Source organism: Aestuarium zhoushanense, from assembly GCF_056431045.1.
In genome coordinates this window covers 21,296-43,305 of record NZ_JBWKMA010000005.1, presented here as the reverse complement: position 1 = coordinate 43,305, position 22,010 = coordinate 21,296, and the positions used below count along the sequence as shown (strand labels likewise).

The following is a 22,010-nucleotide window of genomic DNA, read 5'->3' as shown; positions in this document are numbered from 1 at the left end:
GAAAGCAGCCTTTCGCCGCACTGTGCATGAACTCACACAATGCGGGACTTTCCGCACCTTCTGCTGTTCGACCGAATCAAGCGTGCAGGCCGTGAGGCGTTGACGAGTACGCTTTCAGCCTCCGAAGATATTAAGCGCTGTTCCGTTCTCAACGATGATGGTTGCGCCGATCCATAGCGCTGCTATCCCGATTGCTCCAGAGGTCCCAATTCGAAGCCAATTCGCCCCGCGCTGAGCTAGCAGCAACGGAAAGCTGACCACCGTGGACAACGCCGCCATTCCGGCCATCGAACCCAGTCCAAACACGGCGAAATACGCCAAAGCTTGGCTAATGTTCTGTGTCGCGCTGATTGCTAGCACCAAGAGCGCTCCTGAGCCTGCGGCGCCGTGAACCAGCCCGATACCAAGGGCCTTGGCGTTGGTCCTGTGGTGGCTGTGGTTGTGCCACACCTCGCCGTGAGGCAGCGTCTCTCCCTTGTGCGAATGGGCGTGCATGTGCTGGGAGCCGTCATGTTCGTGCATGTGGATGTGTACGCGGTCTCGGTGCAACCGCCAAAGTGTCTGCGTGCCGAGCGCCACGATCATCACGCCAACCGCAAATTCAAGTCCTGCTTGCATTTGGCCCGAAATTGTAAGGCCCAGCAGCACTACAGCAGCGCAGAAACCGAATAACGCGAGTGTATGTCCCAGCCCCCAGAATGCCCCACGGGCAATCAGCGCTCGGCGGCTGCCCTTCTGAGCCAGCATGTTGGATACGGCGGTCAAGTGATCGGTCTCAAGCGCGTGCCCCATGCCGATGACGAAGGCGAGCAATAGGATCGCGGAGTAACTCATGCCTTAGACCTCATGTATTGAGCCCGGGACGCATCACCGGAATAGGCGCCGTCCCACCATTCCTGCAGGACCAACAGCGCCCTTCTAAACCACCGCTTCGAACTTCCCATGCGGCCCCCTTCCCGATCGCAGTTGTCGACGATGCGCGCAACCCGTCACGCCAGACCGCATCCCGTGTCTGGCATGACGGCCATACGTGCCTTCTGCTACCAATGGCCGGAACGCGGTCAAGACCGCATGTGCAGCTGTCGTCCGCAAAGGGCTCTTCAGTTACATTCGCCGCGAGGAGAATGAACGTCAACTCCTGCGAAACTCATCCGTGCTCCGCGATGATAGCTCTCGTTGTCTGATCGGACCTGATTGCCTCGCTGCAAGCACAGGAACCCGGGGACGATGAACCCTGGCCGGTCATGATCATGCTCGACGAGTTTGACCGGCTCGGGAAAATGCCAATCGTCGCCGAAAGCATAAAGACGCTGCGCTCCTTCGGCGGCAACCTCGCCATCGTGACCCAGACGATCCCAGCGCTGGACGAGATCTATGGCGAAAACACGCGCCGGTCGCTTCAGGGTGGCGCCGGCGTGAAACTCTACCTCACCCCGTCCGAGCAGAAGACCATCGAAGAGTTGAGCCAAGCTGTCGGCAAGACCACCAAGCGCGTGGTGACCCGCTCTCGTGCCGTCGGACGCAATCCGTTCGAAGGGCGCAGCGTTTCGGAGCGGACCGAGGATACGCCGCTCCTGACAGAGGATGAGGCCCGGCGCATGGACCTCGACGAGGTCATTCTCGTGATCGACGCGCAGATGCCGATCCGCGCAAGAAGGGTGAAGTATTTCGAGGACCCGGCGCTCAAGGTGCTGCACGCGGGCCAGTCGGGTAGTTTTCCGTATCCGGACGAGGACGGCCTGCGGCGGGATCGGCAGATGTCCGAGACCCGCGAGACAGTGGAGAAGCTGAAGCAGGAACTGCAGGAGGTGTGGGAGGCGAATGTCGGGCGGGAAGCTGGCCCTAGTGCGCAGAAGCCGTCGAATGAAATCTCGAAGACGGGTCCTATCAAGTCAGCGAAGGCACGCGGCCGCGCGGCTCGAGCTGCTGCGAGCGGCGGTGGCCCGGGTCCACTATCGCTCGATGTCGGGGGATTGGGGATCACAAGCGCAGCCAGTAAGGAGCTGGCTTCGGCGGTTCAGACGACGAGGGCGATTATTGCGCGGCATGGGTAAAGAAATAGGCGGCACCAGCAATGCCGGTGCCGCCAGTTGGTCGTCCACAGGGAGGTTGTAGAGGACGATTTCTACAGGGAAATTTGTGTGAGTTCCAAGACAAAATCTCCGGACCGAGCCGCCCCATGAGAGGCTTTTCGTTTGAGATAAATCATCTTAAGGTACCTAATGGTACCTAAATAAATCGGAATATATTATATTAAATAGCTATATTTCGCTAGATATTAACTTTTCCCGATCATGTATGGTACTCTACAGTACCATTATTCAATCTGTCAATCCTGAGTCACCCCAAAATCGCTTATTTCCAGCAATTTTCGGAGAAACTGAGCCCGATTGACGGGAGGCAGTGACCGCCCACCCGTCTCAGCTATTCACATCGACAACCAGGCGACCTTTGACCTGACCTTTCAGTATCTGTGCGCCTAGTTCAGGTAACTCATCCAGCGACACTGTTTTGGAAAGGTCCGCCAATCGGTTGAGAGGGAATTCATTTTCCAAACGATTCCAAACTCTCACGCGCGTCTCATAGGGACACATAACACTATCAATTCCCAATAGGTTGACACCGCGCAAAAGGAACGGGATGACAGTTGCTGGTAAGTCAGCGCCGCCCGCTAATCCCACTGCCGCCACAGACGATCCATAGTTCATCTGACCCAGAACCCGGGCCAGAGTTTTGCTGCCCACACTATCGATGCATGCGGCCCACGTTTCTTTTTCAAGCGGGCGCTTTGTGACTTCATTCAAGTCTTCACGCGGCACAATTGTCGAGGCTCCGAGCGCTTTAAGATATTCGGCTGAATCGGGTCGTCCCGTCACTGCTGCGACCTGATACCCCAAGCTGGATAGAAACAAAGTCGCAATCGATCCGACTCCACCAGAAGCACCCGTGATCAGAACATTTCCATTTTCAGGAACTAACCCATGATCTTCCAATACCGTAACGGCCAGCGCCGCAGTGAACCCGGCTGTACCGATGGCCATTGCATCGCGTGTGGTCATTCCATCGGGCAAAGGGACCAGCATACCCGCATCAATTCGGGTACGTGTCGCATACCCACCCCAGCGGTTTTCCCCGACACGCCATCCTGTCAAGACGACCTTGTCACCCGACTTATAGCGCGGGTCATCGCTGGTTTCGACGGTTCCAGAAAAATCAATCCCAGGAACATGTGGATAGGTGCGAACCAACCCGCCACCGGGCCCAATGCAAAGACCATCTTTGTAGTTCAATGTCGAATATTCGACAGCAACAGTCACGTTGCCTTCGGGTAGGTGACTATCGTCTAGAACTTGAACTGCCGCTTGGGTCACACCATCTTCGGACCGTTCAACCACCATCGCTTTAAATGACATTTTCGATCTACCTCGGTTATTTGTTGCGGAATACAGGGGCGCGTTTTGCGACAAAGGCATTCATGCCTTCTTTTTGCCCGTCCGTTGCGAAGGCGGCTTGGAACAGCAATCTTTCATGCTTCAATCCCGCGGTAAGTGGCACTTCTTGGGCCATATTCACGGCGGCTTTTGCCATTTTTACGGCTGGCTGATTGTAGCCTGCGATGGTATGTGCGGCCTCTAACGCTGTCTGAAGCAACTGCTCTTTCGTAACAATGCGAGCTACAATTCCAGAAGAAAGCGCCTCAGACGCAGAAATTGACCTTCCGGTTAGCACAAGATCCATGGCAAGGGCTTTGCCGACACTTCGGGTCAGACGTTGAGTGCCACCAATTCCAGGGAGGATGCCCAATTTGATCTCGGGTTGCCCAAATTGCGCGTCATCGGATGCGATAATGAAGTCGCACAAAAGTGCCAGTTCACACCCGCCACCCAGAGCATGCCCGGAAACCGCCGCGATAATAGGGGTCGATATCTCCTGAATGCGATCCCAGGGTGAGAGGAAATCGTTCATATAGAATTGGCAAAACTGCTCTTCGGCCATTTCTTCAATATCTGCGCCAGCTGCAAATGCACGGGCGTTGCCAGTGATTACAATCGCGCCAATTTCCGGGTCTGCATCGAATTCTCTCAAGGCCGTCAAAACGTCATGCGCCAATTGACGGTTTAACGCGTTCAACTGTCTAGGCCGGTTCAACGTCAGAAGGGCAACATCGTCGCGCCGCTCGATCAGCAAAACGGTTTCTACTTCGTCTTGCGAGGTCTTGGAAACAGGCAATTGGCCCTTCTTATTTTTGGCAGTTGCACCCGTCATGATGTGGTTCCTTTTTTCTGGTTCTCAAACAGGTCTGAAGTTGGAAGCTCCTTTGCGACCTTACGCTCCAACAACTCCGTCAGGATCGTGCTGTGATCCTGATCAAGTTCCGGGGCAGAAAGTTTGGAATTCGCGTCGAAATCGACGTGACCTGTAAATTTGATTGGATTGCCCGCCGTGCGGACCTTTTGTTTGGCAACATCCACATTCACGATCATGTTGCGCGCAAGCAGCTGTGGGTGATCGAATAACTTGTCGATGGTGTTGATCGGCGCACAAGGGACGCCCGCATCATTTAGCCGGTCAATCCAGTGATTAATTGGCGCAGTTTTTGTTAACTTCTCGACAGCGGCAACCATTTCCGGCCGATTCTTGCAACGCAGATCGTTGGTTAAAAACCTTGGGTCAGAGGCAAGTTGCGGGTTTGAAAGCGCATCAGCCATCAGAAGAAACAAAGCATCGTTGCCTGCCGCAATGACAAGTCGTCCGTCCTGCGCCTCAAAGCTTTCGAATGGGGCAAGCGACGGGTGACTGTCACCCGTGCGGGTTGGGACATCATCTTCTACATCACAACGCGCCAAAGCCGTTTCCATCAGTGCCGCCTGGCAATCAAGCATCCCGATATCTACCCGCCGACCTTGCGCATCCTTCGTCCGCCGGAAAAGGGCTGAAACGATACCTACGGCCGCAAAAAGCGCGGCGCCCAAGTCGCCGAAACTCGTTCCGACGCGGGCAGGACGGCCATCCGGCCAACCTGTCAGGCTCATAATTCCGCCCATGGCTTGCACAACCATGTCGTACCCGGGAAGGTCACTATACGGGCCCGAATGTCCGAAACCCGAAATGGATGTATAAATGATGTGTGGATGGGTTTTTGCCAGCCGTTCCGGGCCATAACCAAGCCGCTCCATCACGCCGGGGCGAAAATTCTCGACCAGAACATCTGCCTTATCAAGAAGCCGTTCCAGCAAATCGCGATCACGGGGTGATTTGATGTCTAACGCGATGCTTTCTTTTCCGCGATTGAAACAAGAAAAGTAGACCGATTGATCATCAATGAAAGGACCGAATGCGCGGGTGTCATCGCCCGTGCCGATTTTTTCGACTTTGATAACGCGTGCGCCCATGTCAGCAAGGACCATCGTGCAATAAGGCCCGGCTAGAACACGGGAAAAATCAAGGACTGTAACGCCGTCCAGTGGACCCTTTTTAAGCTCTTGTTGATCGGCCATTGGCTCCCCCTTTGTTGTGTTGATCTGCGACGATCCATTCGGCCGCCTTTTCCGCAATCATCAAAGTCGGACTGTTCGTGTTGCCGCTGGTGATGCTGGGCATGACACCCGCATCGACAACGCGCAGCCCACGGATGCCCCGCACACGCAACCGGGAATCCACAACCGCCATCGGGTCATCAGCGCGACCCATTTTTGTTGTTCCCACGGGGTGAAAAATCGTCGACCCAATTTCCCGAGCGGAATTCAACAAGTCTTCATCAGAGATTTTGCTGGCGCCCGGTTTGTATTCGGTTGGTGAATATGCCTGCATAGCCGGCTGGCTCATCACGTCTCGCACAACTTTGAGAGACTCAATTGCAACCGTTTCATCTTCTTTGGTCGAAAGGTAATTGGGCTGGATCGTGGGCGCATCATTGGCTGAGGGTGATCGGGCCAATACCGTGCCCCGACTTGTGGGGTTCAAGTTGCAAACACTTGCGGTAATCGCAGGAAAGTCATGTAATGGCTGACCGAATGCCTCAAGGCTCAGTGGCTGCACATGAAACTGAATATTGGCATGTTCGCGGGTTGGGTTGCTGCGCGCAAATGCACCTAGTTGCGACGGTGCCATACTCATCGGCCCGCTTCGTTTTGCCAGATATTCCAATGCAATTGAGGCCTTGCCAAGCCAGGTGCTTGCTATTTGGTTCAAGGTTCGCGTGTTTTGAACCTTATAAACCGCACGGATCTGCAAATGATCCTGAAGGTTGTGGCCCACGCCCGGCAAGTCGTGATGAACGGGCAATCCGACGTTTTTCAGATGCTCGCCACCGCCAATACCGGAAAGCTGAAGTATTTGTGGCGAACCAACAGCACCTGCGCTTAGGACAAGCTCGGTTGTTGCGGTGACAGCGATTTCTTGCCCGTCGATTTCAACCAGCGCGCCTTTGCATTGTTTACGACCATCGGCCAACCCGGTCAGCAAAAGCTTTTGAACGTTGGCGCCAGTCCAGATTTCCAGGTTCTTGCGATGGCGCACAGGGCGCAAAAACGCCTTTGATGCATTCCAGCGCCAACCACTTTTCTGGTTAACCTCAAAGTATCCGACACCTTCGTTGTCACCAGAATTGAAATCGGATGTTGCTGGAATTCCTGCTTCAACTGCCGCCTGAGAAAAGGTTTCCAGAACGTCCCATTTCAACCGTTGTTTTTCAACGCGCCACTCGCCGCCACCTGCGTGAAGTTCGTCGCTATCAGGCGCATTCCCCTTACCGTCAAAACGATAGTTATCTTCATGCTTTTTAAAAGCGGGTAGGCAATTGTCCCAACGCCATGTGTCATCACCGGTCTCGTTGGCCCAACCATCATAATCGCGCGATTGTCCGCGCATATAAATCATGCCGTTGATACTTGAACATCCACCAAGCGTTTTGCCCCTCGGGTAGAGTAAAGAGCGGTTGTTGATCCCTTTGCTCGCCTCTGTGGAAAAACACCAATCCGTGCGTTTGTTTCCAATGCAATAAAGATACCCAACTGGTATGTGAATCCACGGATAGGTATCACGTCCCCCCGCTTCAATAAGTAAGACTCGGGTGTTGGGGTCGGCACTTAACCGATTGGCCAGCAGGCATCCGGCCGTACCTGCACCAACAATCACATAGTCGTATTTCCATTCAGAAGTCATGTTTGTCTGGCGTCCATTCTATTATCTTGCGAGTTGGTGATAGAGCCTGGTCAATCGCTCAGGCAGTTGTTGAACCCTGTCGATAACCTGGTAATTGCGGCGGCTGAAAATGCGCGGCAATGTATCTATTCCGTCAGAACCCAAGGCGACAGCAAAGGTGTCAATACCTTGTGATCTGAGCGCCGATACCGCCTGGCGTGCGTCCTCGGTTAGGTACCGATCGTCCGTAACATCACGATCAGATGGTTCCCCATCCGTGATTACGAGCACCAGTTTTCGTTCGCTTTTTTGTGTGGCCAGTCTTGATCCGCAATACCGCAATGCCGCACCTAACCGGGTCGACAATCCACCTCGAAGGCCATTCAATCGACAGAGACACGCCATGTCGAATGGCGTTGTGAAATCCTTAACCGGGTAGATGCGTACATCATTGCGTCCATCTGAACAGAAACCTGCCATCTCAAATGCGTCGCCGACGCGCTGCATGGCCAAGCCCAAAATACTCGCCGCGGAACGTTCAATCGACAAAATAGTATCCGCAGTTTGCCCGACCCGGTTTCGCGTCGATTGAGAAATATCCAACAGCACAAATACAGAAAGTTCGCGCTCGGAAATCTGGCTGATCTGGTAAATCCGCGGATCAGGGGTCAACCCCGCCCGTTTTTCGCCAACAAAGCGAATGCAGGCGTCGATATCAATGATATCCCCATGGCTTTGCCCTCGAACGCGTTTTGGGCGGCCGACACGTGTTTCGCGCAATAACCTTTCGACCTGCGTGATTGTACCGCCTTCATTCGTCAGCACCCGTTCCACAGCAGCAACAGGTGCCGGCACAACGGCATATTCTTTCACGCGGCACCAGGCGTGCCGGTAAGCGCCCAATTCAAAATCCCATTCCGAATACCGGCCCAATTCGGCAATCGCGTCTTTTGAAGCTGACTGGGCAACCTGTGTTGTCTTCGATTGATCAGGTTCATCAGGCGACGATAAAACGGAAAACTCATCTTCAGTTTGTTCCGGATCGGTTTCATCAGGCTTTTGCACCCAAAGCCCGGAGTTATCATCTCTGTAACTGGGTTGAACAACATAGGCGCGCGCGTTGAACGGGATCCGCATCTGACCCAGATCATTCCCCAGCAACCCACCCAGTTTTCGACTAAAGTCAGGTTCCTGCCACTGGGCACTGTCCTGAAAGAAAAGTTGTTGGCCTCGTCTGACCCAAGTGTTTTCATCGTGATAATCCGGGTCAGCTAGAGCCCGCGCGAGACGCGCCAAAAGCTTGTTTACGGTCGTCGTTTTCCCGGCTTTCGCCGTATGGAGACCTGCCCACAATTTCCCCAAACCCGGAAGCTCAAGACTGGCCAACTGCTCGACACGGGCATCTTCAATCAACGAAATCAGCGCGACCTGAACTGGTTTTAGCGACCCTATCTCTTGAGGGCCCTGTCCGAATACAAGGTGGGCCGCGATATGGGCGAAAGCACCGCGAAACTGCTGCTCACCTAATTCACCGGAAACACCTGCATATCTTGATGGCATTCGGATCAGTGAATGAAAAAACGATGACCTCTGCAGGTTCGTGTTGCTGTCGTCCGGCACAAAGCTAACGCAAATGGGGCTGATACCCCAAAGCGCGCGGATAAAACTGCGCACACTGGTTGCGACGGTATCAAAATCTACTTCGCCAGACATTTGGTCGAGCAGGTTGCGGGCATCCTCGCTTTGAAGCTGAAAATAGGCCAAGGCATCATCGCGGTCCCAGCTGGCGATTGCCAAACCGGTACCGATCCAATGTTCAAGATGTCTTGATTGTAGTACAGGGAGTATTTGCGCCTGTGTGTCTATGAGCGGCGGTAACATCAACGGGCTTTGTCTGGCGACTGTGACGAGACAATCCAAATAGATTTCAAACGTCGCCCCATCCGCCGTGGTTGCGATCGCATTCAAGGCATTGCGCAATAGATGACGGGCATTGTCACCGCTGGAAACTTCTTCGATATGCAGGCAAGTTCGCCCAATATGCAGAGTATGTTCAGGGCCGAATTTGTCCGCAGCGGCCAAAGATGTATTGCAAAAATCCATCAGCGCCGCGTTGCCAAGCGGCGCAATTGCCATCACCTGTTCTTGCCATATGTCGAAATCTGCGCTCGTCACTTTTGCACGCATTCTATCCTGAAGCGGGCCGACGGACCTGACATCCGACAAGGGCACATCAGGTGGCTTGATTTCGTTGGGAGGCGGCAAGAGCGGGTCGATCATCCCAGCACTGCCTGGATTGTTGCAGTCAGCGCGTTGCGCAGATCAGGATCGTCCGTCAAAGGAATTGTCAAAACCATTTCGCAAGCGATTTCCAGGGAAACATTTTGCTGAGTTAGTTTTGCGGCTTGAACAAGCATCCTGGTCGATGCGCCCTCATCAAGGCCATGCCCCTTAAGATTGCGAGTCTTTTCACCAATCTGAACTAATTGTCTTGCAACGGGTTCACCAATACCTGACTCCGCCACGATAATGTCGACTTCGGTGGCGGTTGTCGGGTATCCAAAATCCAACGCTGCAAAGCGTTGTTTGGTTGATTCTTTCAAGTCTTTCGTGACGCTTTGATATCCAGGATTATAAGATATCACGAGATGGAAATCCGGGTGCGCGTGCACCAGTTCATTCTTTTTTTCCAATGGTAAGATACGACGGCCATCGGTCAATGGATGGATAACAACCGTCGTGTCCTGGCGGGCTTCCACAATCTCATCGAGATAGCAAATGCCACCGTACCGAACGGCACGCGTCAGAGGGCCATCGTCCCAAACAGTCGCATCACCCGACAGCAAATAACGACCAACAAGATCCGCGGCTGTCATGTCTTCATGGCAAGCCACGGTGATCAAAGGTGTTTTCAGGCGCCATGCCATATGTTCGACAAATCGCGTTTTACCGCTTCCAGTCGGCCCTTTCAGCATCATCGGCATACGCAAATTGTAGGCCGCTGTGAAACGGTCTACTTCGTCGCTTGATGCGCAATAAAATGGCTCATCAGTTATGAGATAGTCGTTTAGATGCTCTGACATCATGTACCCTTTCAAATAACAATCGAATGGCGGCGAGGTCGAAGCCGCCGCCATTCAAGGGAACCCGGCCTTCTACTTGTGTTTAAGAGAGGATTCGTCGGGGATACCCTCCATCGGGTTCTCAGAGGTACCCGGCGTAGGTCGTGTAATTGCTTCGACCATTTCCTTGGTGCCTTCGGGGTCTGTGGCCCATTTCTGGTAGAAATCGAAGGGCAGAGCGTTGGTGCCTTCGGTTCCGTCGCCAGAATTGATCATCCCGGTGTAACCACGGTGCAGCAGCTTGTAGAGGTGGTTGTTGGATGTAGCTGTCCGACGTGCGTTGCGGATCTGCGAGATAGACAATGCCGCAAATTGCATACCCATTTCTTCGGTTCCACATTTGCCCAAGACTCGACCGTCAAAACCAATAATGGATGAGTTGCCAAAGTAGGTGTAGACGCCGTCATATCCAGCAGCATTGGCAACCGCAACGTAGCAGTTGTTACACCAAGCCATTGATTCCGAAAGCTTTACGGTCTGCTCGCATGCTGGATACATATAACCTTGGCAGCGAATGATAAGTTCGGCACCCTTCATGGCACAATCGCGCCAGATTTCCGGGAAATCACCATCATTACAGATGATCAGCGAAATTTTCAGCCCCTTGGGACCATCGCAGACATATGTACAATCACCCGGATACCAACCTTCGATCGGCACCCAAGGCATAATCTTGCGATACTTTTGTACTATTTCGCCCTGATCATTCATCAGGATCAAGGTATTATACGGGGCTTTTTCAGGGTGCTGTTCGTGACGTTCACCGGTCAGCGAAAACACGCCCCAAACACCGGCATCGCGGCAGGCCTGCGCAAAAATTTCGGTTTCTTCACCGGGAATGACAGAGGCCGTATCCATCATTTCGCCTTGATCATACATGATCCCGTGGGTGGAATATTCCGGGAAAATAATCAGATCGAGCCCTGGAAGGCCTTTTTTGGTGTTGCGTACGACATCTGCAATTTTGTGGCAGTTCTCAATTACGCCCGCACGGTCATGCAGACGCGGCATTGGGTAGTTAATAACTGACACGCCAGCTGTGTCATTGTTGCTTGTAATATCACCGTGAATCATAGTTTGCTCCGTTGGTTATGATATTGATTTAGTTACGTAATTCAGATGGCCATGTATTGATGGACAAGGTCATCCGTGAGATCATCTATTGGGCCACCAGCAACGATCCGGCCTTTTTCCATAAGCAAAAAGCTCTTGGCGGCGCGGCGCGCAAATTCGATGTTTTGATCGACCAGAATGACGCTGATCCCCAGGCTTTCATTCAATGTGATGATCGCTTCTTCGATTTTTTCTACGATATTGGGCTGGATGCCTTCGGTCGGCTCATCCAGCAGCAAAAGCCGAGGGTCAGTGGCAAGGGCACGAACAATGGCAAGCTGCTGTTGCTGCCCGCCAGACAACAACGCGCCTCTGCGGTCCAGATTTTCCACGATGTATGGAAACAACGTTTCTGCGATTTCGGGCATGAACTTGGTATTTTGTTCATCTGCGAAACCGCCAAGAATAATATTTTCACGCACTGTGAAATCAGGAATTATCTGGCGCCCCTGCGGGACATACCCAATGCCCGCACGGGCACGCAGGTAAGTGGGCTCATTGATAAGCTCGTGTGAAGCGAGTTCTATTGAACCAGTTGAGCGAACAGCCAGACCCATGATTGATTTCAGGAGTGTCGTTTTGCCGACTCCGTTCCGCCCGAGAACGGCAAGAACGCCACCCTCTTCAAGATCAAAAGAAACACCATGCAACGTATGGCTACCGTCATAAAAGCTGTGCAGATCGTTTACAGAAAGCATCAATGAATCCCCCCGCTGCCCAAGTAGGCATCACGAACCTGTTCGTTATTTTCGATCTCCGTGATTGTCCCTTCGGCCAGAACCTGACCCAAGTGGAGCACCGTTATTTGCTCAGCAATTTCACGGACAAACGCCATGTCATGTTCAACCACCAACAAAGTGTGTTGCCCTCGCAGGCGATTGATTATCTGCGCGGTCTTCAGAGTTTCACCCTGTGTCATTCCTGCGGTCGGTTCATCCAATAAAATGACGCGGGCATCCTGAATGATCAGCATTCCCAGCTCGAGCCATTGCATTTGACCGTGAGCAAGATCGCCCGCACGTTTTCCAAGGACATCACCGAGCTCAGTCAGAGCAATGACCTCTTCCAATCTCTGGCGCATCTCAGCACTCATGCCGCGTCTAAGGTTGCGAATGACTGACGGGCTGGTAGAGGCGGCAACCCTTAAGTTATCCATGACATTCAAGTCATGAAAAACGCTTGGGATTTGGAATTTCCGACCAATCCCAGCGCGCGCAACTTTGTGTTCTTGAATGTTCGTTATGTCGTTTCCGAACAGCTTTACTTGACCGTTGGTTGACTTTGTCATCCCTGAAATCAAGTTCATCAAAGTTGTTTTACCCGCGCCATTCGCCCCTAACACCACGCGCACTTCACCATCAGTGACCGCCATCGAAACGTTCTGAACAGCCTGGAAAGCACCAAACGAAACGCCAAGGTTTTTAAGTTGAAGTGCTGGACTATTTTCCATGATTTATCCCCTCCCTGCCTGGGCTTCCGGCCGATCATTTTGACCTGAACGATTATCGTGCGACCCCAATGGCAGGCGGCTTACTGCCTGCTGTGCGAGGCCCGCCAAACCGCCGGGCATAAACAAAACTGAGAGAATGAAGACCAGCCCCAGCCCTGCACGCCATGCTTCGCCCAGCAATTCAGACTCACTTGCTGTGGCAGAGACTGTGCTGATCAAGATTGCGCCGATGCACGCACCCAGAAGCGAATTTCGACCCCCAACTGCTGCCCAGACCACCATGGTGATCGAAAACGACAGGTCCAAAAACGTCGGCGTCGCAAATTCGGCGGCAATGACATAAAGCATACCTGCCAACCCAGCGATTGCAGCGGAAACTGTGAAAAAGAAGACTTGATATGCAGCAACATTAAAGCCCAGATATCTGGCCCGTGTTGGATCATCGCGGGTCGCTTGCAAAATCAATCCCGCACGGGTGGCAACAAGCCACCGGGCCGCCAACAGACTTAGGATCGTCGGGATTGCGATAAGGTAATATGTCTGAACCGTATAAGGATCAAATTCGTACCCGCCGATGCTGAGCCAACCAAGGTCAGTCAGACCGTTAAACCCGTTGGTCAGCGGCTGAGCGTCAATGATCAGCAATCGCACCAGCAGCACCATCGCCAGAGTAATGATAGCGACATAGACACCCGAGACCCTCTTGCCGAAAATCGCCGAACCCAAAACGAATGCCACCAAACAGGGCAGGGCGATTCCCATCACCAGTCCAAATAATTGCGATTGAAACGGCAGCCAGATAAATGATGTTGGATTGATACAGCACAGCTCGGCAGCGGCACCTGGTTCTGCATTCCATAACATAAAATCCGGAAGTGGCGTGTCGGATCCTTGTTGCAATGACGTGTAACTTTTCAGTTTTAACGACATCGCCAACATGTATGCGCCTAGGCCAAAGAACAGGCCCTGACCCAGATTTAGAATACCGGCGTAACCCCAGCTAAGTGCGACGGCGGCACCAAGAAGGCCATACACCAGATATTTCGCAAAACGATTCAGCCAGAATTCATCCATGATCGTCGGCATCAGCAGAACACAGAGGATAAATAGGCCATATGCCAGAATTTCTGCGTTCCGTTGGCGGGTTTGAGGTTGGGTGGTCATGACTATCGCCCCTTGAAAGAGAACAGCCCGGCGGGCCGCCACATGATGATTGCGATCACCAGTCCAAAGACCGCTGCACGGGCAAGAATGTCGTTGCTATAGGCCGCGATCACACTTGTGATTTCGCCCAGCAATCCGGCTGCTGCGACAGAGCCGATCAGGCTGCCCACACCGCCGACCACGACGACCAGAAAACCATCGACCACCAACGCAGACCCCATTTCAGGGGATACGGTTTTGAAGCCTGCAAGCATGACACCAGCAACGCCGGCCAACCCTGAGCCATAGGCAAAGGTCATGGTTGATACGCGTTTTACGTTGATGCCACAGGCCTCGGCCATTTCCGGGTTACGCATGATAGCGCGCACTTGAATGCCCATGCGTGTGCGGTACATCAGGAACATGGTCAGCGCGGTCAACAGCAACGTCACCAGAATGATAAAACTCCGATATGGCTGAAAAACAAAGTCACCGATCAGGAATGAAGATTTCAGGAATTCGGGGATTTCTAGGTTTTGAAGTCCCGGTCCTAGCCCTTGAATATGGATGCCAAAAAACGACAGGCCCAATTCCAGTCGGACGGCCTGCTGTAGCAGAATAGCAATGCCCCATGTTGCCAATAGCGTGTCCAGCACCCGTCCATACAGGTGTCGGATGACCAAACGTTCGATCAGCAAGCCAATAGCGCCGGTAAAAACGAAAGCGATTGGGATCGCCCAAATCATATTCAGGTGCAAATGAAGGCCGGCCATTACGGCAGTGTAGGCGCCGATCATCACCAATTCGCCGTGGGCAAGATTGATGACCCCCATGGCACCATAGGTAATCGTCAGGCCCAATGCGACGAGCAGAAGGATCGAAGCGAGCGAAAGTCCTATGAACAACATGTCTACCATTGCGGCGCAGTCTCCGTTTTTTGGATAGAAATCACCTGTCCCGCATCCACTAGGACGTGGCGGGGTGGTGACCCGGCTCGATCATCAAACATCAACGATCGGGCCAGGGATTTAGGTGTAAAGGTGGATTAGAGTTTGCTGGTGTCCAAACCGTCTGAAGCGCAGAACAGGTTATCTGCCGACTCTCCGTATGCAACATACGGAAGCGGTCGAACCGGAGCACTGAACTCATTCACAATCTGACCCTGACCATCACTGCCCCACTGGGCGATACGTGGGGTCAGATAGGTGTGCAGGTTTTCGGGATCCACAGTTACGTGGCCGCTTGGCGCATCAAACTCCTGGCCTTTGACAGCTTCCAGAATGGCTTGCGGCGTTGCTTCGCCTGCTGCTTCGACAGCCTGTTTCCACAGGTAAACCTGGAAGTAACTCGATTCCAGAGCGTGATGTGTCACCGCGTTAGGATCATTCACATAGGCCCGATACCGTTCAATGAACGATTTATTCCCGTCAGAGCCGATGGCCTGAAAGTAAGGGAAGGACGTATAGCTGCCCGCCGCATAGTCGGCACCCATAGCAGCAATTTCAATTTCAGACGTGACCGTCGCGCAGATAGGAAGTTCTGCATGCGTCAGGCCCTGATTGCCGAACTCCCGGTAAAAGGCAACAACAGAGTCGCCGACAACGTTTGACAGGACCACATCACAGCCCGATGCTTTGATCTTTTGAACCATGCTGCCCCATTCGGAGTGGCCCAATTCCAGATATTCATCAGCAACCCATTCGCCGCCGTTCTGCTCGATCAAAATCTTACTGACTTTGGCCATTTCCTTTGGATAAATATAATTGGAACCAACGATAAAGAATTTCTTCTTGCCCAATGTGTTGATGATCCAAGGAATGTAGTTGGATAGCTGTTGGTTTGGAACAGCACCCGTGTAAACAACATTCTTGGAGCACTCGGAGCCTTCATAGAAGGTCGGATAGAAGAAGACGTTATTGCGGCGCTCAACAACCGGCAGAATGGCTTTGCGACTCGCTGAAGTGTAGCCGCCGAAAACGGTCGGCACGCGATCACGAATGATCAGTTTTGAGATCTTTTCGTTATATGTTTTCGGGTCAGAAGCCCCATCCTCGGTCAAGGGGTTGATCATCTTCCCCAGCACACCGCCCGATGCATTGATTTCGTCGATCGCCATCAGAGTTGCATCAGCCAGTGACTTTTCAATAATCGACAAACCACCTGTTTGTGAAAACAGTACTCCGACATCAATCGTGTCGCCTGCGGCGAATGCCATTCCTGATTTACCAAGAGCAGCAGGTGCTACCAACGAAACGCCCGCCAAAGCTGACGCGTTTCTAATTAAATCTCTTCTGCGCATTTTTATTTCCTTCCCCGTTGTGCGCACAACAAAAAACCCCACGAAGACCAATCAAGGTCTAGCGTGAGGCTGATGTTGCCGCTAAATTTTGCCGGCGTTGTTGCCGGATATCCCGATGTGAGATTACCCTCTCACGGGTTGGACTAAACGCTAACGATTAGTGTCTTCGGTTGTCAACAATTGTTTTTGCAAGCTTTGAAATCTGCATTCTTCGCTCCATTGCTTCCTCGCGAAGCGCTTGGAATGCTTTGTTTTCACTCATCTTTCTTTCCTGCATCAGAATCGTTTTTGCACGCTCAACATCTCGCAAAGATCGAACGCTGTCATCAAGTTGTGCGATTCGCATGTTCAGTCGACGATGGTAACTGAAGCTATCCCAGGCGGTCGAAATGACTGCCAGACATGTCTCTGGTCGGAACGGCCGATAGAGCAACGCATCGGGCAGGGCAGAGTGGATTTGATCAACATCGATCTTGCTTACTGGCGGCAAAACCAAAACAACGGCAGCCGTTGCTTCGCCTGGCGACCAAGGATAACGCTTCTCAATTCCGGGCTCAAAATCACAGACCAGAATGTCGCAATTTGATCCAATCTGATCAGGGCAAGGCCAGCGCCGCTCCACATTGGCTTTCGTGTATGCCAGAGTACGGGCCAGTTCCAGCCCATCGTCATCAGGTTGGGTAACAAGCGAAATGTCCAAACGTGACAATCGAGAGAGAATTTTTTTGTGCATTACGCGCTCATTGATGTTGGCTTGAATGTAAATCGCCGGCACCAGGCCTTCCTCCTTGGCCCGGCGACAGAGCTGGGCGAAGGAGTTGGTATTCCAGGTGACGTGCTTGTCGCTGGCATCGACGCGGTCCTCCTGCGGGATCGCGATGACCTCGTAGGAGGTGTAACGGGTCCGCGGCTCGAGGTCCCAGGGGTCCTGCGCGATCTCGCTTTTGCCGAGCAGCATGTAGGCGGCGCCCTCGTGCCCACGGGGGTGCGCGAGCAGCGCCTGCAGCTTGTCGCGGTGACGGGCGTGGAGGGTGATGTCGCTGCGCTTCATGCCGCCACCTCCAGGGCCTCTTCGACCCGCTTCAGCATGGTCCAGATGCCGTCGGTGCCGGGACGCCACTGGTTGTTATGGCGAGACCAGCGCTGCCAGTTCTGGCCATCAAAGGCCTGGCGTGCCTGCGTGCAGCGGGGCTCACGCTGGCCGACAAGGAGCTTCAGATGCGGCACGGCGTAGAACATGTCGGGGGCGACCTCGGGATACGAGGGCGGCAGCAGGATCAGGATATCCACCTGGGCGACCTGATACTTGCCTTCCGGCAGCGTGATCCCGGTGAGGATCACGCCCTTCTTTCCGCCTTCGATGACCTCGCGAACGGTGATGCCGCGACCCTCGAGGTAGCGGCGATCCTGACGGGGGAGGAGGCTCATGCCGCACCCCCTTCCGTGGTCTGGGGCACGCCGGTGAAGAAGTGCTCCAGGCCAGCATCCGCGAGGCAGATCAGATCGGTGTCGCCGACCAGGATGTCATCCTTGCCGGGGATCACCTGCCAGACGGCGAACTTCGCGGGATCGACCCCGGCCAGCTTCTTGAGCACGCGCCCGCTGATGACCTTGTGGCCCCACTCGAGGCGTTTGCCATCGATGTCGAAGCGGAAGGATTCCGCGCTCGGGAAGACCAGGAAGCGCTCGACCTGGCCAGGGCGCAGATCCGTGGTTTCCTCGAGGCGCAGTTCTTCAAGTTCACCGTTGCGCAGCACCTGGAACACGAGGTGTTCCTCGGCCTTACGGAAGTCGGCCCCCTCGATGATCTGGCGGCCGGTGGGCGTCGGATCGTCGATGACGGCGTCGGTGAACTTCAGGTCGTGGTCGCCGACTTTGACCTTGTAGGGTCCGTGGTCGCGGGGCTTGCGGCCGGCCTTCAGGGCGGCCTGGAGATCTTCGATTTCCATCTGTTCGGTAGTCATGGCAGCAAATCCTTTTCTTGTCTGCTCGACGCCCGCAGCAGGCGCCATCAATGGTGTATGCGCGGCACAAGAGGGTTCGCGTTCTTAGCCTTGATATTTTTTTGAATTTTCTTGACTGCGATAGGTCGCTGAGTGCGCATATGTATATTAAGAGCAGCGAAGATGGCGATTGGCATGGCGAAAGACACACCCCAAGAGTTCAATACCCTCAAGGAATTCACTGACGAACTGGACCTTCTCTTCCGCGATGATGTCGCACTCAGAAAGCTCCTTCAGAAGGCGCGCAACTGGTGCATTCGGAACAACCGAGTCGGCGACGAGGAGGAGGTCCTTCAAGAGGCCGTCATGAGGGTGATGAAAAGTGAGATCACCGGGACACGCCAATGGCCCAAAGGTGTTGCGCTTATGGACTTTCTCTCCGGCGTGATGCGGAGCATTGCATCGGAGCGGCCTAAGATCGGGTTTCGCAAGAACGCCGACAAAGACATGGAGGCCGCGAAGGACATTGCCTCGTCGTGCAACCAAGAAGGGCAGCTCTTCGAGAAAGAATTTATGGCCCGCTTCATGGCGCTCTTCGAGGGTGATGACGATTCACAGCTATACCTCCTGGCTCTGGAGGAAGGGCAATCGAAGTCCGAGATCATGACGGGCCTCGACTGGAATGAAAGGGAATACAACACGGTGGTGCAGCGGGTCAAAAGGACACGCAACGCCCACCCGGAAATGAAAGAGATGCTCAATGGCGAAGGATAAGAAAACCTTTCAAGATCGCCTGGCGGAGGAAATCGACGAAGCTATCACGAACGCTTCAGACGAGGATATTCGAAAAGAGGCTGAAGAGGCCGGGGAGGACATTGCTGCTTTCGGTGATCGCATGAGAGTTTGGCTGGAGACCGCGAAAGACGAGGTCGCCGAAATGGCAATGAAGGAAGCCAAGGCCGCAGCTGAGCAAGGTCGTGCAACGCGCGACCAGAATGTCGTCTCCATGGCTCAACGCAGGCCTGCGAACAGGCCTGGCAACTTCATGCCCGATACGGTGGCCGCTCGTCATGGAATGAAGCTGTCGGAGAGAGACAGAAAAGGGATCGAGAAGGACTTGGAAGACCTGTTCGACGATGACGCTTGGCCTGACAAAAACGGCGATGAAGAATGACTCATTCTCCGCGTCGTGCTGAGGAGATCCTCCAGGCTTTGCGCCTGAAGCGACCGGAAGACATCAACCTTGAAGCCATTGCCTGGCTTCAAGGTGCCAAGGTTGACTACCGGGAAATGGACGGATGTGAGGCTTGCATCCATGGTCGAGCTGACGTCGGCCGCGCGATAATCGCCGTGAATGACGCGCATGGAAATCTACGGCGCCAGAGGTTCTCCCTCGCACACGAACTGGGGCACTGGGAATGGCACAGGGGAGAACATCTGTTTTGTGCAAAAGAGGATATCGGGGGTAGCAAGGGGCGGGAACGAGGAATGTCCCGAGAGAAGGGCGCCAACCGGTTCGCCTCAGAGCTGTTGATGCCGGAGTTCATGCTCAAGAGCGCACTGAATGACTTCAGGAAATTCGATATGCGCACCGTCCGTCTTCTTTCGGACGCCTTTTCTGTCAGCAAGACGGCCATGGCGTATCGCTTGGTGGATCTGGATTTCGAGCCGAGCCTCCTGGCCTCTTACAGCCGCGGCGGCCTCAACTGGTTCAAGAGATCGAAGAGCGTCGGGGAGCGATGGTTCCTGCGTCGAACACTTGACCCGCAGAGCAACGCTCACGATATCCTGCACAAGGGAGCCCGGGACGACATCTCGCTGTCTCTTATGGACGCGGACACCTGGTTCGATACAGAGGGCGCCGATCGGTATGAGCTTGCTGAGCAGTCGTTCCGTGTGGGTGACGACGAGGTCATGACCTTGCTGGTCCTGAAGAGCGAATACATGATGGCGCGATAAAAATTCACAACCTCAATAGCTTCTTCACCCAGCAAGTGCTCAAGCTGACTTAAATTTACCCACGCTGTATTGACGAGATGCCTCAGACTGTCTCTCAAGCATGCGTTCGTACACCTGCCGCTCCTGCTCTAGATCACGTGCTTGGTCGGCTTGCGCTTCACGTTCACAGCCTTTCGCATATCGCTTCAAAGCAATACATCTCTTGGGAAATGACAGTGCAGCGTTTGAGTTCAAGGTCAGTGGCTGCATCGGGCCGCTTCTTCAAATTTCGCCCAATAATTTGTAGCCCCGCCGCTGCTTCGTCGCCGACAGCTTCATCAGAGCGTTGACCGCCCTGCCCTCGTCATCATGCTGTTCGATTAGCATCTGCCCTCTATACCCGATACGGCCCCATTCCCGCACAAGGCATGCGCCGCCAAACAGGTCCGGCTGAACGCTCATTCGATAGAAGCGCCGCATGTTGAGAGACGGGTCGATCCGCTTGAGATCGACCGTTGTCGGGAACACTTCCATTTGCTGCGATATGTCGAACATGTTGTTGGCGCCTCTCTCCGGACCACAATATCAAGCGCTCTTCGACGTTTCCACAATGTTCTGTGCCGGATTGAAGTCGGGGGCTCACGCCCCCTTCTCGAACTTCATGACCGGGATGCCGAGCTTCTTGGCCTTGTCGGCGAGGTTTTCCTGGATACCGGTGCCGGGGAAGACAAGGACCCCGACCGGGAGCACATCCAGCATCGCATCGTTTCGTTTGAAGGGCGCGGCCTTGGCGTGCTTGGTCCAGTCAGGCTTGAAGGCGACCTGCGTCACGCCCCGAGACTCTGCCCATTTGGCGGCGATGAGTTCTGCGCCTTTGGGGCTTCCACCGTGCAGGAGGACCATGTCTGGATACTTGGTCCGGACCTGGTCGAGCTTACCCCAGATCAGGCGGTGATCATTGAAGTCGGTCCCGCCGGTGAGGGCGACCTTGGGACCAGCGGGAAGCATTACCTCGGTCTCGGCGCGGCGCTTGGCGGCCAGGAAGTCGCGGCTGTCGATGAGCGATGCGGTCATGTGCTGGCGGTTCACCATCGAGCCGGTGCGGGGGCGCCAGGTCGATCCCGTGTGATGGACGAACTCGGTGGCGGCGTGATCGCGCATCATGTCCATGCAGTTGCGCCGTTCAACGAGAGTCAGGCCTTCGGCCGTCAGGCGCTCGAGTTCGACGGACTTCACTTCGGAGCCGTCCTGCTCGCGCTGGAGGCGGCGCTGCGCCTGCTCGTTCTCATCGAGCGTCCGCTCGATCCGGGCCGTGGCGCGGTGGAAGAGGTTGACCTGGCCCCAGAGCACCTCTTCGAGGTCGGGTTCCATACGGGTGTCTTCCAGGGTCGCGACGAGGGCGTCGAAGATGTCGGCGACGGCGACGGCGAGGCGCTGCCCATCGGGCATCGGGCGCGGATCGGGCTCGTCAAAGGGGCGATAGCCATAGAGCTGAAGCTCGTCGAGCGCATGGGCGGTCTGGGATGCGCTATGGGCGGGTTCATACGCGTCGTCGTGGGTCTGGATCGTCATCGGTTTCTTGCCTCCGGGCCTGTCTCGTCCGCGCGTCATCCCGCGCGGCCTTCATGGGCAGACCCGAGCCGTCGGAGCGGTTGCCCCTTCACCCCGGCTTCACCGGGGCCGGAACAGCGTGGAGGAGGTCGGCAGGGAAGCTATTTGTCTCGCGATGCAAAGGCGGCTTTGCCGCCGGCGGAAATAGGTTCCCTGCCGACCTTGCAGGGGCAAACGCTTTGACGGCCTGCCCATCTCTTGAAGGCCGCGCAGGGCTGACGGGTGGATGCGCAAGGACCGGGATGGGG

21 protein-coding genes and 1 pseudogene are annotated in these 22,010 nt (G+C 54.4%); 4 read left to right on the top strand and 18 right to left on the bottom strand.

Going from position 1 to position 22,010, the window contains the following annotated elements:
- Positions 1 to 114: 114 nt before the first annotated feature.
- Positions 115 to 834 (bottom strand): HoxN/HupN/NixA family nickel/cobalt transporter, encoded by a 720-nt coding sequence (locus AC07ED_RS03805; protein ID WP_009574170.1) that lies wholly within the window; start codon positions 832 to 834, stop codon positions 115 to 117.
- A gap of 350 nt (positions 835 to 1,184) precedes the next feature.
- Between AC07ED_RS03805 and AC07ED_RS03800 the strand changes: the two are divergent.
- A pseudogene (locus AC07ED_RS03800) lies at positions 1,185 to 2,054 on the top strand (type IV secretory system conjugative DNA transfer family protein); the annotation flags it as partial.
- A gap of 366 nt (positions 2,055 to 2,420) precedes the next feature.
- Here AC07ED_RS03800 and AC07ED_RS03795 read toward each other — a convergent pair.
- The 15 genes from AC07ED_RS03795 to AC07ED_RS03725 form a co-directional block, all read right to left on the bottom strand.
- Entirely contained in the window at positions 2,421 to 3,413 is a 993-nt protein-coding gene (locus AC07ED_RS03795) for an MDR family oxidoreductase (RefSeq protein ID WP_105236791.1), read from the bottom strand.
- Positions 3,414 to 3,429: 16 nt separating this feature from the next.
- Entirely contained in the window at positions 3,430 to 4,266 is an 837-nt protein-coding gene (locus AC07ED_RS03790; RefSeq protein ID WP_105236790.1) for an enoyl-CoA hydratase-related protein, read from the bottom strand.
- Complete coding sequence (locus AC07ED_RS03785) at positions 4,263 to 5,498, bottom strand: CaiB/BaiF CoA transferase family protein (protein ID WP_105236789.1); 1,236 nt, start codon at positions 5,496 to 5,498, stop codon at positions 4,263 to 4,265. Before AC07ED_RS03785 ends, AC07ED_RS03790 begins: the two co-directional genes overlap by 4 nt.
- Positions 5,476 to 7,164, bottom strand: a complete 1,689-nt coding sequence (locus AC07ED_RS03780) for a GMC family oxidoreductase (protein WP_105236788.1) — start codon at positions 7,162 to 7,164, stop codon at positions 5,476 to 5,478. Before AC07ED_RS03780 ends, AC07ED_RS03785 begins: the two co-directional genes overlap by 23 nt.
- Positions 7,165 to 7,185: 21 nt before the next feature.
- Positions 7,186 to 9,423 (bottom strand): nitric oxide reductase activation protein NorD, encoded by a 2,238-nt coding sequence (locus AC07ED_RS03775; RefSeq protein WP_105236787.1) that lies wholly within the window; start codon positions 9,421 to 9,423, stop codon positions 7,186 to 7,188.
- A complete protein-coding gene (locus tag AC07ED_RS03770) occupies positions 9,420 to 10,226 on the bottom strand; it encodes a CbbQ/NirQ/NorQ/GpvN family protein (protein ID WP_105236793.1) in 807 nt (268 codons plus the stop codon). Before AC07ED_RS03770 ends, AC07ED_RS03775 begins: the two co-directional genes overlap by 4 nt.
- A 72-nt stretch (positions 10,227 to 10,298) precedes the next feature.
- Entirely contained in the window at positions 10,299 to 11,339 is a 1,041-nt protein-coding gene (locus tag AC07ED_RS03765) for an aliphatic amidase (RefSeq protein ID WP_105236786.1), read from the bottom strand.
- A gap of 41 nt (positions 11,340 to 11,380) precedes the next feature.
- Positions 11,381 to 12,076, bottom strand: coding sequence for an ATP-binding cassette domain-containing protein (locus tag AC07ED_RS03760; protein ID WP_105236785.1), 696 nt, complete (start codon positions 12,074 to 12,076; stop codon positions 11,381 to 11,383).
- Entirely contained in the window at positions 12,076 to 12,828 is a 753-nt protein-coding gene (urtD, locus tag AC07ED_RS03755) for an urea ABC transporter ATP-binding protein UrtD (protein ID WP_105236784.1), read from the bottom strand. Before urtD ends, AC07ED_RS03760 begins: the two co-directional genes overlap by 1 nt.
- Positions 12,829 to 12,831: 3 nt before the next feature.
- A complete protein-coding gene (gene urtC, locus AC07ED_RS03750; protein ID WP_105236783.1) occupies positions 12,832 to 13,992 on the bottom strand; it encodes an urea ABC transporter permease subunit UrtC in 1,161 nt (386 codons plus the stop codon).
- Positions 13,993 to 13,994: 2 nt separating this feature from the next.
- Positions 13,995 to 14,831, bottom strand: coding sequence for an urea ABC transporter permease subunit UrtB (urtB, locus tag AC07ED_RS03745; protein WP_478241839.1), 837 nt, complete (start codon positions 14,829 to 14,831; stop codon positions 13,995 to 13,997).
- A 185-nt stretch (positions 14,832 to 15,016) separates the two neighbouring features.
- Positions 15,017 to 16,270: a transporter substrate-binding domain-containing protein gene (locus AC07ED_RS03740; RefSeq protein WP_478241837.1), complete on the bottom strand. Its 1,254-nt coding sequence runs from the start codon at positions 16,268 to 16,270 to the stop codon at positions 15,017 to 15,019.
- A gap of 157 nt (positions 16,271 to 16,427) precedes the next feature.
- The gene (locus AC07ED_RS03735; protein ID WP_105236781.1) at positions 16,428 to 17,321 is read right to left on the bottom strand and encodes an ANTAR domain-containing response regulator; all 894 of its coding nucleotides are present in this window, start codon (positions 17,319 to 17,321) and stop codon (positions 16,428 to 16,430) included.
- Positions 17,318 to 17,698, bottom strand: a complete 381-nt coding sequence (locus AC07ED_RS03730; protein WP_074646429.1) for an E2/UBC family protein — start codon at positions 17,696 to 17,698, stop codon at positions 17,318 to 17,320. Before AC07ED_RS03730 ends, AC07ED_RS03735 begins: the two co-directional genes overlap by 4 nt.
- Positions 17,695 to 18,234, bottom strand: coding sequence for a multiubiquitin domain-containing protein (locus tag AC07ED_RS03725; RefSeq protein ID WP_051130673.1), 540 nt, complete (start codon positions 18,232 to 18,234; stop codon positions 17,695 to 17,697). Before AC07ED_RS03725 ends, AC07ED_RS03730 begins: the two co-directional genes overlap by 4 nt.
- Positions 18,235 to 18,396: 162 nt before the next feature.
- Between AC07ED_RS03725 and AC07ED_RS03720 the strand changes: the two genes are divergently transcribed.
- Genes AC07ED_RS03720 through AC07ED_RS03710 form a run of 3 tightly spaced genes read left to right on the top strand, consistent with a single transcriptional unit; the run spans position 18,397 to position 20,172 of the window.
- On the top strand, positions 18,397 to 18,987 hold the full coding sequence (locus AC07ED_RS03720; RefSeq protein ID WP_009574182.1) for a hypothetical protein: 591 nt from the start codon (positions 18,397 to 18,399) through the stop codon (positions 18,985 to 18,987).
- Positions 18,974 to 19,387, top strand: a complete 414-nt coding sequence (locus AC07ED_RS03715; RefSeq protein WP_105236780.1) for a hypothetical protein — start codon at positions 18,974 to 18,976, stop codon at positions 19,385 to 19,387. The genes AC07ED_RS03720 and AC07ED_RS03715 overlap by 14 nt, the downstream gene beginning before the upstream one ends.
- Positions 19,384 to 20,172, top strand: coding sequence for an ImmA/IrrE family metallo-endopeptidase (locus AC07ED_RS03710; RefSeq protein WP_105236779.1), 789 nt, complete (start codon positions 19,384 to 19,386; stop codon positions 20,170 to 20,172). Before AC07ED_RS03715 ends, AC07ED_RS03710 begins: the two co-directional genes overlap by 4 nt.
- A gap of 261 nt (positions 20,173 to 20,433) precedes the next feature.
- On the opposite strand, the gene AC07ED_RS03705 is transcribed toward AC07ED_RS03710, so the two are convergent.
- Complete coding sequence (locus AC07ED_RS03705) at positions 20,434 to 20,706, bottom strand: WGR domain-containing protein (RefSeq protein WP_009574187.1); 273 nt, start codon at positions 20,704 to 20,706, stop codon at positions 20,434 to 20,436.
- Between the two features lie 84 nt (positions 20,707 to 20,790).
- Complete coding sequence (locus AC07ED_RS03700) at positions 20,791 to 21,723, bottom strand: DUF2493 domain-containing protein (protein WP_105236778.1); 933 nt, start codon at positions 21,721 to 21,723, stop codon at positions 20,791 to 20,793.
- Between the last annotated feature and the right edge of the window lie 287 nt (positions 21,724 to 22,010).

Bases quoted from the DNA above. Each gene is read 5' to 3' on its own strand.
- AC07ED_RS03805 (WP_009574170.1), bottom strand. From the start codon at position 834: ATGAGTTACTCCGCGATCCTATTGCTCGCCTTCGTCATCGGCATGGGG.
- AC07ED_RS03795 (WP_105236791.1), bottom strand. From the start codon at position 3,413: ATGTCATTTAAAGCGATGGTGGTTGAACGGTCCGAAGATGGTGTGACC.
- AC07ED_RS03790 (WP_105236790.1), bottom strand. From the start codon at position 4,266: ATGACGGGTGCAACTGCCAAAAATAAGAAGGGCCAATTGCCTGTTTCC.
- AC07ED_RS03785 (WP_105236789.1), bottom strand. From the start codon at position 5,498: ATGGCCGATCAACAAGAGCTTAAAAAGGGTCCACTGGACGGCGTTACA.
- AC07ED_RS03780 (WP_105236788.1), bottom strand. From the start codon at position 7,164: ATGACTTCTGAATGGAAATACGACTATGTGATTGTTGGTGCAGGTACG.
- AC07ED_RS03775 (WP_105236787.1), bottom strand. From the start codon at position 9,423: ATGATCGACCCGCTCTTGCCGCCTCCCAACGAAATCAAGCCACCTGAT.
- AC07ED_RS03770 (WP_105236793.1), bottom strand. From the start codon at position 10,226: ATGTCAGAGCATCTAAACGACTATCTCATAACTGATGAGCCATTTTAT.
- AC07ED_RS03765 (WP_105236786.1), bottom strand. From the start codon at position 11,339: ATGATTCACGGTGATATTACAAGCAACAATGACACAGCTGGCGTGTCA.
- AC07ED_RS03760 (WP_105236785.1), bottom strand. From the start codon at position 12,076: ATGCTTTCTGTAAACGATCTGCACAGCTTTTATGACGGTAGCCATACG.
- urtD (WP_105236784.1), bottom strand. From the start codon at position 12,828: ATGGAAAATAGTCCAGCACTTCAACTTAAAAACCTTGGCGTTTCGTTT.
- urtC (WP_105236783.1), bottom strand. From the start codon at position 13,992: ATGACCACCCAACCTCAAACCCGCCAACGGAACGCAGAAATTCTGGCA.
- AC07ED_RS03740 (WP_478241837.1), bottom strand. From the start codon at position 16,270: ATGCGCAGAAGAGATTTAATTAGAAACGCGTCAGCTTTGGCGGGCGTT.
- AC07ED_RS03735 (WP_105236781.1), bottom strand. From the start codon at position 17,321: ATGAAGCGCAGCGACATCACCCTCCACGCCCGTCACCGCGACAAGCTG.
- AC07ED_RS03730 (WP_074646429.1), bottom strand. From the start codon at position 17,698: ATGAGCCTCCTCCCCCGTCAGGATCGCCGCTACCTCGAGGGTCGCGGC.
- AC07ED_RS03725 (WP_051130673.1), bottom strand. From the start codon at position 18,234: ATGACTACCGAACAGATGGAAATCGAAGATCTCCAGGCCGCCCTGAAG.
- AC07ED_RS03720 (WP_009574182.1), top strand. From the start codon at position 18,397: ATGGCGATTGGCATGGCGAAAGACACACCCCAAGAGTTCAATACCCTC.
- AC07ED_RS03715 (WP_105236780.1), top strand. From the start codon at position 18,974: ATGGCGAAGGATAAGAAAACCTTTCAAGATCGCCTGGCGGAGGAAATC.
- AC07ED_RS03710 (WP_105236779.1), top strand. From the start codon at position 19,384: ATGACTCATTCTCCGCGTCGTGCTGAGGAGATCCTCCAGGCTTTGCGC.
- AC07ED_RS03705 (WP_009574187.1), bottom strand. From the start codon at position 20,706: ATGTTCGACATATCGCAGCAAATGGAAGTGTTCCCGACAACGGTCGAT.
- AC07ED_RS03700 (WP_105236778.1), bottom strand. From the start codon at position 21,723: ATGACGATCCAGACCCACGACGACGCGTATGAACCCGCCCATAGCGCA.